Source organism: Sphingopyxis sp. HIX (assembly GCF_001468285.1).
In the GTDB taxonomy this organism is placed as follows: domain Bacteria; phylum Pseudomonadota; class Alphaproteobacteria; order Sphingomonadales; family Sphingomonadaceae; genus Sphingopyxis.
Map to the genome: position 1 here is coordinate 25,172 of NZ_LNSB01000031.1, position 15,914 is coordinate 41,085.

Genomic DNA, 15,914 nt, shown 5'->3' on the forward strand with positions numbered 1-15,914 from the left:
CGCGCGCGGGTTGCGGCGGCGGCGCGCGCGGCCTATGTTAGCCGCCTGATTTCGCAGGAATAGGTAGCCGTCATGGATTTCATCGCCAAGCCATCGCCCCAGAGCCTTGCCTTGCAGGATGATTTCCATGCCCTCGATTACCTTCGCGAATCTTCACTACACCACGCCTGACGCGCAGCCGCTGTTCACCGGCCTCGACCTCGGCTTCGCTGCCGAGCGGACGGGGCTCGTCGGCCGCAACGGGGTCGGCAAGACGAGCTTGCTGCGCCTGATTGCGGGCGAGATCGAACCGCAGGCGGGGAGCGTTTCGGTGTCGGGCACGTTCGCGGTGCTGCGCCAGAGCGTCCGGCCCGGCGTGGGCGAGACGATCGCCGATCTGTTCGGGGTGGCCGATGCGCTGGCGCTGCTCGCGCGCGCCGAAACCGGGACCGCAACGGTCGACGAACTCGCCGAGGCCGACTGGACGCTCGAAAGCCGGATCGAAACCGCACTCGGCCGCGTCGGGCTCGATGCGACGCCCGAGACTTTGCTCGCCGGGCTGTCGGGCGGGCAGCGGACGCGCGCGGCGCTCGCTGCGGCGATCCTCGCCGAGCCCGACTTCCTGCTGCTCGACGAGCCGACGAACAATCTCGACCGCGAGGGGCGCGAGGCGGTGCGCGACCTCGTGCGCGACTGGCGCGGCGGGATGATCGTGGTCAGCCACGATCGCGAACTGCTCGAGGAAATGGACGCGATCGTCGAGCTGAGCTCGCTCGGCGCCGCGCGCTACGGCGGGAACTGGAGCGCCTATCGCGCGCGCAAGGATGCCGAGCTTGCGCAGGCCGAGCAGGGGCTCGCCGACGCCGAGCGGCATTCGGCGCAGGTCGCGCGCGAGATCCAGGGCGCGAGCGAGCGGCAGGCGCGCAAGGACAAGGGCGGGCGCAAGAAGGCCGCGAAGGGCGACATGCCGCGCATCCTGATCGGCGCGCTCAAGCGCCGCGCCGAAGAGACGGCGGGCGCGGGGGCGCGGCTGGCGGAGCGCAAGCGCGCCGAGGCCGGCGAGACGCTCGTGGCGGCGCGCGCGAAGGTCGAGGTCCTGCAGCCGCTGACCGTCGAGATCGCGCCGAGCGGGCTCGCGGCGAACCGGACGGTGGTCGAAGTCGAGGAGGTGTCGGCGGGATATGCGCCCGGGATACCGGTTGTCGATGGGCTGAGCTTCACGGTGACCGGGCCCGAGCGGGTCGCGGTCACCGGACCCAACGGGTCGGGCAAGTCGACCCTGCTCGCATTGCTCACCGGGCGGCTGGTGCCCTGGGCGGGACGGGTGCGCGTCGTGCCCGAGCATGCGATGCTCGACCAGACGGTGTCGTTGCTCGATCCCGCGCTGTCGATCCGCGACAATTTCCGCCGCCTGCATCCCGAAACGGGCGAGAATGAATGCCGCGCGGCGCTCGCGCGCTTCCGTTTCCGCGCCGACGCGGCGTTGCAGCTGGTCGGCACGCTGAGCGGGGGGCAGATGCTGCGCGCCGGGTTGGCGTGCACCCTGGGCGCGCCGAAACCGCCGCTGCTGCTGATCCTCGACGAGCCGACCAACCATCTCGACATCGACTCGCTGGAGGCGGTCGAGGCGGGGCTGCGCGGCTATGACGGGGCCCTGCTGGTGGTGAGTCACGATGCGGCGTTTCTGGAAGCGATCGGGGTGGAGCGGCGGGTGGAGCTTGGCGGTGGCTGATTGGCGGCTTCGGGGTGGGTTTTGGATATCGAACCCCTCCTCTGAATCAGGAGGGGGCTGGGACCGTCCGTATTCGTCCTGCCGCCGACCTAATCCTCCGCTGCGTCCTTCCGCCCCTTGAAGCCTTGCGCGACCACGAACAATTCGGGCGATCCCTTGCGGCTCGACGGCGGCTTGGCGTGCTTCACGGTCGCGAAATTCCGCTTGAGCAGGGTCAGCAGGCTGTGGTCGGCGCCGCCCGCGAAGACCTTGGTGACGAAGGTGCCGCCGGGCAGCAGGGTGCGCACCGCGAAATCGGCGGCGGTCTCGGCAAGGCCAATGGTACGCAAATGGTCGGTCTGCGGATGGCCGACGGTGTTCGCCGCCATGTCCGACATGACGAGGTCGGGGGCGGTGCCCAGCGCCTCCATCAGCGCGCCCGGCGCGGCATCGTCCATGAAATCCATCTGCAGGATCTCGACCCCCTCGATCGGCTCGCATTCGAGCAGGTCGATCCCCGCGATCTTCGCGCGCGGGTTGGTCTTGCGCACGACCTGCGACCAGCCGCCCGGGGCGATGCCCAGGTCGACCACCGCGCGCGCCTTTTTGACGAAGGCGAATTTCTCGTCGAGCTCGATCAGCTTGTACGCGGCGCGCGAACGATAGCCCTCGGCCTGCGCGCGGCGGACATAGGGGTCGTTGAGTTGACGCGCCAGCCAGCGCGTCGACGATGTCGTGCGCTTCTTCGCGGTCTTGACGCGGACGTGCAGCCCGCCGCGGCTGCCCCGGCCGCCGCCCTTGGTGCCGCCCTTACCCTGGCTCATTTGCGATACTCGCGCCGCGTCACCGGAATGTCGCGCCCCTGCATCGCCAGCGTGCGGAGGATGCCTTCGCGGATGCCGCGGTCGGCGACCCCGACGCGCGCGGCGGGCCACAGGTCGATGATGCTTTCCAGGATCGCGCAACCCGCGACGACCAGATCGGCGCGCTCGCGCCCGATGCAGCCGATCTCGGCGCGGTCGGCGATGCTCGCCTCGGCCAGGCGGCGGCTGATGTCGCGCATCGCGTCGCAGGGGACGACCAGCCCGTCGACCGCGCGCCGGTCGTAGCGCGGCAGGTCGAGGAAGACGCTGGCCAGCGTCGTTACCGTGCCGCTGGTGCCCAGCAGGCGTAGCGGCTGCCCCGCATGGCGCTCGGCGCGCGCGGCAAAGGCGGCAAAGGCCTCGCGCGTCGTCTCGCGCATATGCTGATAGCTCGCCTGGCGCTCGGCCATGGTTGCGCCGGTGGACGAGGCATGTTCGGTCAGTGACACCACGCCCCACGGCACGCTCACCCAGTCGCGGATCGCGACGTCGTTGCCGCTGCCCTCGACGTGCATCAGCTCGGTCGAGCCGCCGCCGATGTCGAAGATCAGCGCCGGGCCGTCGCCGGGCTCCATCAGATTGTGGCAGCCGAGCACCGCCAGCCGGGCTTCCTCGGCGGGCGAGATGATGTCGAGCACGATCCCTGTTTCGCGCTTCACCCGGTCGGCCAGTTCGTGCCCGTTGGCGGCGCGGCGGCACGCTTCGGTCGCGACCGCGCGTGATAGGCTGACGTGGCGGCGGCGCAATTTGTCGGCGCAGATCGACAGCGCTGCGACCGCGCGGTCCATCGCCGCCTCGCTGATCCGGCCGCTGCCGTGCAGCCCCTCGCCCAGCCGGACGATGCGCGAAAAAGCGTCGATGACGACCAGTTCGCCGTCCTGCGGCCGCGCGATCAGCAGCCGGCAATTGTTGGTGCCAAGGTCGATCGCGGCATAGCTTTTGGGCCGCGTAAAGGGTGCGGGCCGGTCATGACCGCCGGCCGGTTTCCGATTCTGCGCCGCTGCCGCCCCGGGCCGCGGCGACCGCCCCTGGGGCGCTGCCATTTGCCGCATGGCTATTCTTACCTGTTTCTCACGCGCCCGAAGACCGGACGTGCACTTGGGGGCAAGCCTAGGCGCGCGGGGGGGTAATGGCAACCCCGGGGGCGGGTGGCAGGGTCGGGATGGCGAGCTGCTCCCATGCGATCCCCGGCCCCCCGCAAAAGCGATGGGGTGTCGACTCCGTCAACGTCCGCCCGAAAGTCGCCACGGGAACTCTGGAAAACAAAAAAGGGACCGGAAGCACGCGCTTCCGGTCCCTTTTTTGTTCGATCGAAAGTCCGAGTTTACGCGGCTTCCATCTCGTCGTCATACTGCTCGACGGGGCCCGAATCCTGGCCCTTGGCGTCGACGTCGCGATCGACGAATTCGATGATCGCCATCGGGGCGGCGTCCGAGGCGCGGATGCCGGCCTTGATCACGCGGGTGTAGCCGCCGTTGCGATCCTTGTAGCGCTCGGCGATCGTGTCGAAGAGCTTCTTCAGCTGGGTTTCGTCGAGCAGGCGGCTCTGCGCGAGGCGGCGATTGGCAAGGCCGCCGCGCTTGGCGAGCGTGACCAGCTTTTCGACATAGGGACGCAGTTCCTTCGCCTTGGCGACGGTGGTCATGATCTGCTCATGCTTGATGAGCGAGGCCGACATGTTGCGGAACATCGCGGTACGATGCGCGCTGGTGCGCTGCAGCTTCCGGCCACCCGATTTATGACGCATAATCCATTCCTTCGTTTGTCAGAGGGGCCGTACAAGGTACCCCAAGCCAGGCCCGTTTACGGGTGAGCCCAAACCCTGAAACGAAAAGCGGGGCGCGTGGCCCCGTTTTCTTCGCGGGTGCCTTTAGCGAAAACGGGCGGAGAGTCAAGCTGGCGGCGGCGCACAGCCGACATCGGCGAGCGCCGCCTGAAATTCGGGGGTGTCGCGAATCGCATCGAAGTCGGTGTCGGTGGTGATGTGGTCGCAGGACGGGAAGTCCAAAGCTGTGCGCTGGGATTTACGCAACCAGTTCGCCGCCTCCGCCGCCTGACCTTGTAAGGCCGATAGGCAGGCCAGATTATAGGCGGCTGATCCGGGCAGGATGGTCTCGGCTTGCATAAACTTGCTTTCCGCTCCGTCGAACAAGGCTGCCGCTTCCTTGCCCGATTTGCGTTTCGCCTGTTCCATCAGCGCGACACCCCAATTGTTCAGCGCTTCATGCATGTCGGGCTTGATTGCAAACGCGTCGGCATATTTCGCATAGGCCTCAGCGAAGAGAACGTCGCCTTCCTCGCCCGGCGTGCGTTCCGCCTGCTCCGACAGCGCTATACCCCAATTGTTCAGCGCTTCATGCTTGTCGGGCTTGATCGCGAGCGCGGCGGCATATTTCATATAGGCCTCAGCGAAGAGCGCGTCGCCTTCCTCGCCCGGCGTGCGTTCCGCCTGATCCGACAGCGCTGTACCCCAATTGAACAGCGCTTCATGCATGTCGGGCTTGATCGCGAGCGCGGCGGCATATTTCGCATAGGCCTCAGCGAAGAGCGCGTCGCCTTCCTCGCCCGGCGTGCGTTCCGCCTGCTCCGACAGCGTGACACCCCAATTGTGCAGCGCTTCATGCTTGTCGGGCTTGATCGCGAGCGCGGCGGCATATTTCGCATAGGCCTCAGCGAAGAGCGCGTCGCCTTCCTCGCCCGGCGTGCGTTCCGCCTGATCCGACAGCGTGACACCCCAATTATGCAGCGCTTCATGCTTGTCGGGCTTGATCGCGAGCGCGGCGTTATATTTCGCATAGGCCTCAGCGAAGAGCGCGTCGCCTTCCCCGCCCGGTTTGCGTTTCGCCTGATCCGACAGCGCGTTACCCCAATTGAACAGCGCTTCATGCTTGTCGGGTTTGATCGCGAGCGCGGCGTCATATTTCGCATAGGCCTCAGCGAAGAGCGCGTCGCCTTGCTCACCCGGTTTGCGTTCCGCTTGATCCGACAGCGTGACACCCCAATTGAACAGCGCTTCATGCTTGTCGGGTTTGATCGCGAGCGCGGCGTCATATTTCGCATAGGCCTCAGCGAAGAGCGCGTCGCCTTCCTCGCCCGGTTTGCGTTTCGCCTGCTCCAACAGCGCGGTGCCCCAATTGTTCAGCGCTTCATGCTTGTCGGGTTTGATCGCGAGCGCGGCGTCATATTTCGCATAGGCCTCAGCGAAGAGCGCGTCGCCTTGCTCACCCGGTTTGCGTTCCGCCTGCTCCAACAGCGCGACACCCCAATTGTACAGCGCTTCATGCATGTCGGGCTTGATCGCGAGCGCGGTGGCATATTTCGCATAGGCCTCAGCGAAGAGCGCGTCGCCCTCCTCGCCCGATTTGCGTTCAGCTTGGTCCGACAGTACGTTGCCCAATTCTGTCGCGGCCCATGCGGCAAGGTCGCGGTCCGCTTCGTCGGGACTTGCTGTTGTGCCAAATATATCCAACACGTCCTGATATCGTCCGTCCGCCATCAATTGTGTAATCTGCGACCTTTCCGGAAAACGCTCGGCCGCCTGCTCCAATCGCTGCTGCGCTTGCGTCAGCAACAGGTCGTTCGGGCTGTTTCCGTCGCTATCAAAGGGCGCTATCGCCCCCAGAACGTCCTTCATATGGCCAAAGGGATCGGCGAGGCATTGCGGTGCCGGGACTTCAAGAGCATTGGCCAGTTCGATAAAAAACGGATCGCCGGGGGCGTTGCGGACGACCCAGCAATTTTCCTTCTCCAGCAATTTTTCGCACACATTGGCGGCCGGGTCGCGGTCGTCGTGACAGACCCAGAACAGCCCGTGGTTAAACGGCGCCAACTCGGCGATCCGATCCACCAGCGGGTCGCACTCGCCGCTATAGCCGGCGATGATGATCGGCTTTCCCTTCATCGCCGCGTCGAGCACCGGCCGGATGCGATCGGCCTGCTGCTGCAATTTGTCGGCGGTGTTCAGCAACAGGAAGCCGGTATGCTGACCGTGCAGGTGGAAGATCGCCGATCCCTTGACGAAGGACCGGTCGAAATTGATCTGGTTGTTCGCATCGTCGCGCAGCCCGGCCAGATCGTAGATCGCCGGAAAACGGTTGAACATCGCGCAGGCGCGCGAGGCGAGGGGATCGAAATTGGGGGTCAGGATCGTATCGATCACCCCTGCGGCCTCGAGGCGTGCGATGCCGATATGTGCCCAGTTGATCCGCGCCCGGTCGATGTCCTCGCGGACCAACTGCACCTGCAAGGCGGTGGGAAGCGCCGCCATGCACTCGGCGTAGCCGGGATTGCCCGGGGTTTCGGCCGCCTCGCAAGCTTTGGCGTAGCTTTGGGGATAGCCCTTCCGGATTCTTTCGACGAAATCGCCCGCAAGCCCGATGCCCGCCGTCTTGGAGACGCCGGCGCCGACCAGCACGCAGGCCTTGACGCCGCCGACATGGGCACCGCGCACCAGCTCGGCGACCTGAAGAATGCTCGCTTCTTTCAATGGCATCAAATACCTCCCCTTTCCCGGAAGCTATTCGCTGCGCGCACAAATGAAAAGAGCCGCCCGAGGGCGGCTCTTTTGCCAATCGAAAAAATATCGGGATAGCAGCGCTATCAGCCCAACAGCTCCTGTTCGAGCTTCTTGGCCATTTCCTCGATATTCTCCGGCGGCCAGCCGGGGATGTCCATGCCCAGGCGCAGGCCCATCGACGACAGCACTTCCTTGATTTCGTTCAAGGACTTGCGGCCGAAGTTCGGCGTGCGCAGCATTTCGGCTTCGGTCTTCTGAACGAGGTCACCGATATAGATGATATTGTCGTTCTTCAGGCAGTTGGCCGAACGGACCGACAGCTCGAGCTCGTCGACCTTCTTCAGGAGGAAGCGGTTGAGCTGGTTGACGTCGCTCTCGTCGGCGGTGGTGGGCGAGGCCGCCATGCCGATCATGCCGCTGTCGTTCATCGCTTCTTCGAAGTGGACGAAGACCTGCAGCTGGTCCTGGAGGATGCGCGCGGCGTAAGCGACGGCGTCTTCCGGGGTCACGGTGCCGTCGGTGTCGACGGTCAGCGACAGCTTGTCATAGTCCAGTTCCTGGCCGATGCGGGCATTGTCGACCTTGTAGGCGACCTGGCGCACGGGCGAGAAGAGCGAGTCGACCGGGATCAGGCCGATCGGCGCGTCGGCCGGGCGGTTGGCGGTCGCGGGGACATAGCCCTTGCCGGTGTCGGCGACGAGTTCCATGTTGAGCGTCGCGCCATCGTCGAGGTGGCAGATGACATGGTTCGGGTTCATCACCTTGATGTCGCCCGACACCATGATGTCGCCGGCCTTGACGGTCGCGGGACCGGTCGCCGAAAGCTGGAGCCGCTTCGGGCCTTCGCCTTCCATCTTGAGCGCGATCTGCTTCACGTTGAGGACGATGTCGGTGACGTCCTCGCGCACGCCGGCCAGGCTCGAGAATTCGTGCAGGACGTTCTCGATCTTGATCGACGTGATAGCCGCACCCTGGAGCGACGAGAGCAAAACGCGGCGCAGCGCGTTGCCGAGCGTCAGGCCGAAACCGCGCTCAAGCGGCTCGGCGACGAAGGTCGCCTTGCGCTTGCCGTCGCTGCCGGCCTTGATTTCCAGGTTGCTGGGCTTCTTCAATTCCTGCCAGTTCCGGATATTGACAGTCATGGACTTCCCTTTGCTTTTGGCGGGACAGGGCGGGGGCGGAAACCGACCGGTCCGGCGTTAGGAGGTGGCGGATGCGGCCCCGACCGGGGCGCATCCGAAGCAGGCGTCAGACGCGGCGGCGCTTGGCCGGGCGGACGCCATTGTGCGGGATCGGGGTCACATCGCGGATCGAGGTGATGTGGAAACCGACCGCCTGCAGCGCGCGGAGCGCCGATTCGCGGCCCGCACCCGGGCCCTTGACTTCGACTTCGAGGGTGCGGACGCCATGTTCGGCGGCCTTCTTGCCGGCGTCTTCGGCGCACACCTGGGCGGCGTACGGGGTCGACTTGCGGCTGCCCTTGAAGCCCATCATGCCGGCGCTCGACCAGGCAATCGCATTGCCCTGCGCGTCGGTGATGGTGATCATCGTGTTGTTGAAGGTGGCGTTGACGTGGGCGACGCCCGACGAGATGTTCTTGCGTTCGCGCCGACGAAGACGCTGCGGTTCACGAGCCATGATATAATCCTAACCTAATCCTGAATGGCCGGTGGCGGGCTGGAGGCCGCTGCCCCGGCAGGGAAAGCAAGGAAGCGCGCCGCCCTCTTGGAAAGGGTGCAGGCGCGCTCGACCTTACTTCTTCTTGCCGGCGATCGGCTTGGCCTTGCCCTTGCGGGTGCGCGCATTGGTGTGCGTGCGCTGGCCGCGGACCGGCAGGCCCTTGCGATGACGCAGGCCGCGATAGCAGGCGAGGTCCATCAGGCGCTTGATGTTCATCGCCGTGGTGCGGCGAAGGTCACCCTCGACCGTGTGGTCGGCGTCGAGCGTTTCGCGGATCTGCAGGACTTCGGCGTCCGACAGGTCCTGCACGCGGCGCGTGTGGTCGATGCCCAGCTTGTCGGCGATGTCGACGGCGGTCTTGCGGCCGATGCCGTGGATATAGGTGAGCGCGATGATCACGCGCTTGTTGGTGGGCAGGTTGACGCCCGCGATACGTGCCATGGATACTTTCTCCTGCTCCACAGGGTCGCTGGCAACGGCCCCATCTCAAAGCGTCTGATTTCCAACGCAAAAAACGGACCACGAATGCGCAGCTGCGCTTCGCCGTCCGGTCAGGCTGTCGGAATGGAAGGCGCAAGTAAGGTGAGTCGCCTGAATTGTCAAGCGAACTGCGGCGCGATGATGGGGTTTCCGCGACGCGGAAACGATGGCGTGAGCCCCGCTATTCCTTGGACGTAAGCGCAACCGCGCGATCGTGCAAGCGCGCGACGACGGCCCGGTGGATTCCGGGGGCGCAGGCGATGACGCCGAAGGCCTGCGCGCGCGGGGTGTTGAAGCGCAGCGGCTCGCCGAAGGCGTCCGAAACCGCCGCTCCCGCCTCGGCCGCGATCAGCGCGGCGGCGGCGACGTCCCATTCGAAACCCCAGCGCAGGGTCGCGACCAGGTCGGCGCGGTCGTCGGCGACCAGCGCCATGCGGAGCGCGATGCTGTTCGGCTTGGTCACCATGATCAGGTCGCGGTCGATCTTGGGCAGGCTGTCGGCGGGAACGCGCGAGCCGTCGAAGATCATCCGGCGGCTGGCGCGCAGCGCTTCGCCGTTCAAGGTCGCGCCCTTGCCCTTTTCGGCGACCCACAATTCGTCGAGCGCGGGGGCATAGAGCACGCCGAGCTCGGGCGCGCCGTCGACGACCAAGGCGACCGACACGCACCAGCCGGGGCGGCCGCGGATGAAGTCGCGCGTGCCGTCGATCGGGTCGACGCACCACATCGCGCGGCACGCCAGGCGGTCCTCGTTGTCGGCGGTCTCCTCCGACAGCCAGCCCGCCTCGGGCACCATTGCGCCGAGCACGGCTTTAAGCCGCGCATCGACCGCGAGGTCGACGTCGCTGACCGGATTGTCGTGCGACTTGTGCCAGACGTCGACCGGCCGGCCCTCGCCGCGCCAGCGCGCAATCGCCATGTCGCCGACCTCGCGGGTGGCGGCGATCACGGCTTCGAGGTTGCGACCCGGCATGGCGTTCTCAGCTCGAGGCGACGGTCATGCCGTCGATGCGCAGCGTGGGAACGTTGGTCGCGTGGCGGAAGGCGAGGTCGTCGGCGGGGATGAGCGCGGCGAACATGTCGATCAGATTGCCGGCGATGGTGAATTCGGCGATCGGTTCGGCGAGCTCGCCGTTCCGGATCGCGAAGCCCGACGCGCCGCGGCTGTAATCGCCGGTGACCGGGTTGACCCCCTGGCCGATCAGCTCGGTGACATAGATCCCCTCGGCGACCCCCTCCATCAGCGCGGCCGGGGTGACGCTGCCTGCGGCGAGATGGACGTTGCTCACGGCAACCCCCGATGCGCCGCCGCCGCGGCTGGCGTGGCCGGTGGGGGTGAGGCCGAGCTGCTTGGCCGAGGCGGTGTCGAGCAGCCAGCCCGTGAGCTTGCCCGCGGCGACGAGGTCGCGCGCCGCGGTCGGCAGGCCCTCGCCGTCGAAGGCGCGGCTGCGCAGCCCACGCGGCCGGTGCGGCTCGTCGCGGATGATAATCGCGCTGTCGAAGAGGACCTGCTCCTCCTTGCCGAGCAGGAAGCTGGTGCCGCGCGCGATCGCCGGACCGCTGATCGCGCCGAGCAGGTGGCTGACGAGACTGTTAGAGACGCGCGGGTCGAAGACGACGGGGAGTTTGCCCGTCGGCGCCTTGCCGGGATTGAGCCGCGCGACCGCGCGGGTGCCCGCGCGCGTGCCGATGTCCGCGACGCCTTCGAGGTCGGCGAGGTAATGCGCGCTGTGCCAGCCATAGTCGCGCTGCATGCTCGCGCCTTCGCCGGCGATGACGCTCGCCGAGAGGCTGTGCCCGCTCGCGCCGTAACCGCCCGCGAAGCCGTGGCTGGTCGCGAGCGCGATGCGCGTGCGGCTGTGGCTTGCGGTGCCGCCCTCGCTGTTGGTCACCCCGGCGACCGCGCGCGCGGCCTCCTCGACCGCGCGCGCGGCGGCGCGCAGCGCCTGCGGGTCAGCCTCGCTCGCGTCGTCGAGGTCGAGGTCGGGGATCGGGCCCTTATAAAGGAGCTCTTCGGGGGCGAGGCCGGCGTAGATATCCTCGGGCGCCTCGCGTGCCATCGCGACGCACCTTTCGACCAGCTTCGCCAGTTCGCCGGCGTCCATGTCGGCGGTCGACACGCTCGCGCTGCGCTGGCCGACGAAGACGCGGAGCGCGATGTCCTGCCCTTCGGAGCTCTCGACATCCTCCAATGCGCCGAGGCGCATCGAGACCGAGGTCGCGGCGTTGCAATAATAGAGCGCGTCGGCGGCGTCGGCGCCCGCCTTGGTGGCGGCGTCGCACAGCATCTGCGCACGGTCGAGGGCTTCGGCTACGGTCAGCATGGCCGCGCCTTAGGGCGCGCGCGCTTTGCCGTCAAAATCTTATCGGTGGGGCGGGGCGCTCAGCCGCCGATGACCGAGAGGCCGGTGGTCGCGGCCATCGCGCCGCTGACCCAGACGAAGGGCAGCGCGAGCGCGGCGACCCACAGGCGGCGGACGTCGCGGCGGAAGCGCGCGTGCAGCCCCCAGCTGGCGAGCGCCTGGCGGCTCAGATGATACCAGCGGCGTTCGGTGGTCCGCGCGATCGGCACCGCGAGCGCGAGCAGTAGCGCGAGCGCAATAAAGGTGAGCGCGGTCGGCGCGCCCGCGGCGATCGCGCTCGACACGAGCCAGATCTGCAGCACGGCGAAAACGAGGAGCGCGGCGGCGGCGTGGAAGGTCATTCGGCGGCCCAAATGGCGTGCCGTGGGCACACTGCGGGTCGAGCGCCTGAACAGGCGCGGTCCGAATGTCGATGCCATTTTTTCAGCCTCCCCGGCCGGCGATTCCCAGAAACGACACGTTTTCAGCCATAAATGACCGAGTCAAGACAAGGTGCCCGTGATTCGTTAAATTTGCCTTCGATTCGCCCCGGATTCGCAACGATTTCGCGATGGGAGGCGGGCATGCCGCCATTTTGGCAGCGAAACTGGCCTGAAAAGGCCTTCGACATGCTTGCGCTCGCGACTCGGCGGCGGCGGCGCGCTTCGTCGACCGACGACTGGTTTCCGTCGAAACCTTGCATCCGGGCGAACGCCTGATAGCGTCTAGATCCTGTCCGTTCGGATCAGTTCGAAAACACAGGGGAAATCATCGATGCGTTATCTTGCCCTTCTGGCCGCGCTTGCGCTGCCGCTCGCGCCCGCGCTCGCGCAGGAGGCGGCGAAGCCCGCCGGCGCCGACGTGGCACCCAAGCCGGCGGCACTGGTTGCCGACGGCATGCCCGACGTGCCCGCCGAACTCGCGGCGGCGACGCGGCCCTATATGGAAAATCGCGGCGCAGGCTTCGTCGGCTGGAACCCGGTTGACAAGTCGATGCTGATCTCGACGCGCTTCGGCAACACCAACCAGATTCACCGCGTCGCGGTGCCGATGGGCGACCGCAAGCAGCTGACCTTCGAGGCCGAACCCGTCGGCGGTGCCGCCTGGTCGCCGAAGACCGGCGACCTGATGCTGGTGCAGAAGGACATCGGCGGCAATGAATTCTATCAGATCTATGCGATGAAGGACGGGCGGCTCGAGCTGCTCACCGACGGCAAGAGCCGCAACGGGCTCAACGCGTGGAGCAAGGACGGCCAGCTCGTCGCTTACACCTCGACGCGCCGCAACGGGCGCGACAGCGACATCTATCTGATCGACCCGCGCAATCCCAAATCGGACCGGCTGGCGGCGCAGGTCGAGGGCGGCGGTTGGGGCCTGCTCGACTTCGCGCCCGACAAGAGCTGGGCGCTGGTCGGCAAATATACGTCGGTGCAGAAATCGGACTTCTTCCGCCTTGATCTCAAGACGGGCGCGATGACCCCGATCGGCGACCATGCGCAGTCGGTGTCGCGGGGTGGCGGCCAGTTCGCGCCCGACGGCACGATCTGGATCACCAGCGACGAGGGCGCCGAGTTCGAACGGCTCGGCACGCTCGACCCCGCGACGGGGGCGTTCACGCCGAAGGGCCCGGCGGAGAAATGGGAAGTCGGCGGCTTCGACGTCGCCGACGACGGCAGCTTCATCGCCTATACGGTGAACGAGGCGGGCATGTCGAAGCTGCGCCTGCTCGACCCGAAGACCGGCGCGGTGCGCACGGTCGAGGCGCTGCCCCCCGGGATCATCGGCGGGGTCGAGATCGCGCCCTGGGGCGAGATCGGGATCAGCTTCACCTCGGCGCGCGCGGCGGCTGATGCCTATAGCGTCGATCCCAAGACGCTGAAGGTCACGCGCTGGACCGAAAGCGAGACCGGCGGCCTCGACGTCACCAAGAATGTCGAGCCCGAGCTGGTCAAGGTGAAGAGCTTCGACGGGCTCGAGGTGTCGGGCTTCCTCTATCGCCCCGACCCGGCGAAATTCCCCGGCAAGCGCCCGATGATCATGAACGTCCACGGCGGGCCCGAGGGGCAGTCGCGGCCGGGCTTCATGGGGCGCACCAACTATCTGATCAACGAGATGGGCATCGCGGTCTTCTATCCCAACGTCCGCGGCTCGACGGGCTATGGCAAGACCTTCGTCAGCCTCGACAACGGGCCGTTCAAGCGCGAGGACAGCGTCAAGGACATGGGCGCCTTCCTCGACCATTTCGCGAAGGACAAGGCGCTCGACCCCGCGCGTTTCGCGCTGACCGGGGGCAGCTATGGCGGCTATATGTGCTATGCCGCGGCGATCCATTATTCGGACAAGCTGCGCGCGAACCTCTGCGTCGTCGCGATCTCGAACTTCGTGACCTTCCTCGAAAATACGCAGGATTATCGCCGCGACCTTCGCCGCGTCGAATATGGCGACGAGCGCGATCCGGCGCAGCGCGCCAAGCTGCTCGAAATCTCGCCGCTGACCCGCGTTGCCGAGATCAAGAAGCCGCTGTTCATCGTCACCGGCGCCAACGACCCGCGCGTGCCTGCGTCGGAGGCCGACCAGATCGTCAAGGCGGTGCGCGCGAACGGCGGCACGGCGTGGCACCTCGTCGGCACCAACGAGGGCCATGGCTTCGCGAAGAAGGAAAATGCCGACTATAATTTCTGGGCGTCGCTGGTGTTCTGGAAGCAATATCTGCTGAATTGACGATCATCGATCCTCCCCACTTGTGGGGAGGTGGCAGCGCGCAGCGCTGACGGAGGGGGCTATCGTCCTGACGCGGCGTTGCGTCAGGCCGCGAGCCCCCTCCACCGCCTTCGGCGGTCCCCCTCCCCGCGAGCGGGGAGGATCATGCGGTTCGCACCCATTTGACTCTCCGCTCCCTCGCGCCCAGTCTTCGATGACGGGGCAGGGGGGGCAAAGGAGGGGGGGCAGCATGGCAAAAGCGGCGATAGTCTTGGGTCTGGCGGCGATGCTGGGGCTCGCCGGATGCGCGGCAGCACCGGCGCCTTCGAACGGCGCGCGCCCGCTGATCGCGGTGCAGGCCGGCCAGCCCGGCAGCTTCCTAACGCTCTCCGACGTCCATTACGATGGCAACAGCACCGATATCTGGGGCCAAGGCCAGGAAACGAGCGCGATCCTGTGGACGCGCGCGCAGGCCGAGGCGAAGCGGGCGATCGCCGCCGACGATCCGGGGTTCATCCTCTATCTCGGCGACCTGCCAGCGCATGGCGAGCCCCAGGCGACCCGCGAAACGCAGTTCAAGGTGGTGCTCGACGGGTTGCAGGGGCTGGTCGCGGGGACGAAGAAGAGGCTGCTCTTCCTGCCCGGCAACAACGACAGCGACGGCGAGGATTATTGCGCCTTCACCACCGGCGGCCAGACGCCGTTCGACGCCGCGAGCGACCCTTCTGCCTGGCCGGTGATCAACGCGCAGCCGGGCGATATCATCGACGCAGGCCAGCTCGCGCGCGGTTTCTATTCGGCCTATCCGCTCGGCAAGCCCGCGCCGGGCGTCCCGGCCGCGGGGCTGCGGCTGCTCGCGCTCAACACGGTGATCTTCAATCCCAATTACGGGACTTTCCAGGGCGCGAGCTGCGTCGATGCCGCGACGCGGCAGGCCGACGCCAATGCGCAGATCGAATGGCTCTACGCCCAGCTGGCCGATGCGGCGCTCAAGAAGGAGAAGGTGATCGTCGCGATGCATGTGCCGCCGGGGATCGATGGCTATGGCGGCGGGGCGAACTGGGACCCGGGGCGGGCTTATACCGGGAGCGCGCCGGGGCTGACGCGCTATACCGGGCGGCCGGTGCAGGACGTCTATCTGGCGCTGGTCGGGGCTTTCTCGAAGCAGATCGTCGGGACCTTGAGCAGCCACACGCATCTCAACGACCTGCGCCGGCTGCGCGATTGCGACGGCAACGTCACCGAACTCGACCTGTCGATCCCCGCGGTGACCACCGACCATGGCAGCAACCCCGCGATGAAGCTGCTGCGCCACGACGCGCGCTACGAGTGGCTGGCGGCCGAGACGCGCTACGCCAGCGAGGCGACGGGCAAGGACTGGGTCGCGGCCAATCGCTTCGGCTTTGCCGACAATTATCCGTGCACGGCCTGCGACGGCAGCGAGACGCTGGGCGAATGGATCGCGAAGGTGCCCGAGCAGGCGTTGCTGGGCGACATGCTCGGCTATCTGATGGTCAAGCGCTCGGTGCCGACCAATCCGCGGCATTATCCGGCGTCGATGGATGTGACCTGCAGCGGGTGAAGGCGGGATAGACGGCGGTCGGAGGGCGCCTTCGGGGTGGGGAGCGGGCGTTCTTAATCCT

General features: G+C 66.9%; 14 protein-coding genes. 3 read left to right on the top strand and 11 right to left on the bottom strand.

The genetic code is table 11. From position 1 onward, the window contains the following. Positions 1 to 127 precede the first annotated feature (127 nt). On the top strand, positions 128 to 1,711 hold the full coding sequence (locus ATE62_RS15045) for an ABC-F family ATP-binding cassette domain-containing protein (RefSeq protein WP_058808751.1): 1,584 nt from the start codon (positions 128 to 130) through the stop codon (positions 1,709 to 1,711). Positions 1,712 to 1,800: 89 nt separating this feature from the next. Here ATE62_RS15045 and ATE62_RS15050 read toward each other — a convergent pair whose 3' ends face one another. From ATE62_RS15050 to ATE62_RS23365, 11 genes are all read right to left on the bottom strand, one after another. Beyond that, positions 1,801 to 2,514 (bottom strand): RlmE family RNA methyltransferase, encoded by a 714-nt coding sequence (locus tag ATE62_RS15050; protein ID WP_058808752.1) that lies wholly within the window; start codon positions 2,512 to 2,514, stop codon positions 1,801 to 1,803. After that, positions 2,511 to 3,605: a Ppx/GppA phosphatase family protein gene (locus ATE62_RS15055; RefSeq protein WP_058808753.1), complete on the bottom strand. Its 1,095-nt coding sequence runs from the start codon at positions 3,603 to 3,605 to the stop codon at positions 2,511 to 2,513. The genes ATE62_RS15050 and ATE62_RS15055 overlap by 4 nt, the downstream gene beginning before the upstream one ends. Before the next feature lie 272 nt (positions 3,606 to 3,877). Continuing rightward, positions 3,878 to 4,300, bottom strand: coding sequence for a 50S ribosomal protein L17 (gene rplQ, locus ATE62_RS15060; RefSeq protein WP_058808754.1), 423 nt, complete (start codon positions 4,298 to 4,300; stop codon positions 3,878 to 3,880). Positions 4,301 to 4,444: 144 nt separating this feature from the next. Continuing rightward, positions 4,445 to 7,045: a TPR end-of-group domain-containing protein gene (locus ATE62_RS15065; RefSeq protein WP_082662840.1), complete on the bottom strand. Its 2,601-nt coding sequence runs from the start codon at positions 7,043 to 7,045 to the stop codon at positions 4,445 to 4,447. 107 nt (positions 7,046 to 7,152) lie between these two features. Further along, positions 7,153 to 8,211 (bottom strand): DNA-directed RNA polymerase subunit alpha, encoded by a 1,059-nt coding sequence (locus ATE62_RS15070; RefSeq protein ID WP_058808756.1) that lies wholly within the window; start codon positions 8,209 to 8,211, stop codon positions 7,153 to 7,155. A gap of 106 nt (positions 8,212 to 8,317) precedes the next feature. Next, a complete protein-coding gene (gene rpsK / locus ATE62_RS15075) occupies positions 8,318 to 8,707 on the bottom strand; it encodes a 30S ribosomal protein S11 (RefSeq protein ID WP_003040416.1) in 390 nt (129 codons plus the stop codon). Between the two features lie 114 nt (positions 8,708 to 8,821). Continuing rightward, on the bottom strand, positions 8,822 to 9,190 hold the full coding sequence (gene rpsM, locus ATE62_RS15080) for a 30S ribosomal protein S13 (protein WP_058808757.1): 369 nt from the start codon (positions 9,188 to 9,190) through the stop codon (positions 8,822 to 8,824). A gap of 220 nt (positions 9,191 to 9,410) precedes the next feature. Next, the gene (locus tag ATE62_RS15085; RefSeq protein ID WP_058808758.1) at positions 9,411 to 10,202 is read right to left on the bottom strand and encodes an inositol monophosphatase family protein; all 792 of its coding nucleotides are present in this window, start codon (positions 10,200 to 10,202) and stop codon (positions 9,411 to 9,413) included. A gap of 7 nt (positions 10,203 to 10,209) precedes the next feature. Then, positions 10,210 to 11,553 (bottom strand): TldD/PmbA family protein, encoded by a 1,344-nt coding sequence (locus tag ATE62_RS15090; RefSeq protein ID WP_058808759.1) that lies wholly within the window; start codon positions 11,551 to 11,553, stop codon positions 10,210 to 10,212. A gap of 59 nt (positions 11,554 to 11,612) precedes the next feature. Next, positions 11,613 to 11,933, bottom strand: coding sequence for a hypothetical protein (locus ATE62_RS15095; protein ID WP_231736283.1), 321 nt, complete (start codon positions 11,931 to 11,933; stop codon positions 11,613 to 11,615). Between the two features lie 122 nt (positions 11,934 to 12,055). Further along, positions 12,056 to 12,274, bottom strand: coding sequence for a hypothetical protein (locus ATE62_RS23365; protein ID WP_156420584.1), 219 nt, complete (start codon positions 12,272 to 12,274; stop codon positions 12,056 to 12,058). A 71-nt stretch (positions 12,275 to 12,345) separates the two neighbouring features. Here ATE62_RS23365 and ATE62_RS15100 point away from each other — a divergent pair, with 71 nt between their 5' ends. After that, the gene (locus tag ATE62_RS15100; RefSeq protein ID WP_058808761.1) at positions 12,346 to 14,292 is read left to right on the top strand and encodes a S9 family peptidase; all 1,947 of its coding nucleotides are present in this window, start codon (positions 12,346 to 12,348) and stop codon (positions 14,290 to 14,292) included. A gap of 229 nt (positions 14,293 to 14,521) precedes the next feature. Beyond that, positions 14,522 to 15,853, top strand: coding sequence for a metallophosphoesterase (locus ATE62_RS15105; RefSeq protein ID WP_197411700.1), 1,332 nt, complete (start codon positions 14,522 to 14,524; stop codon positions 15,851 to 15,853). Positions 15,854 to 15,914 lie beyond the last annotated feature (61 nt).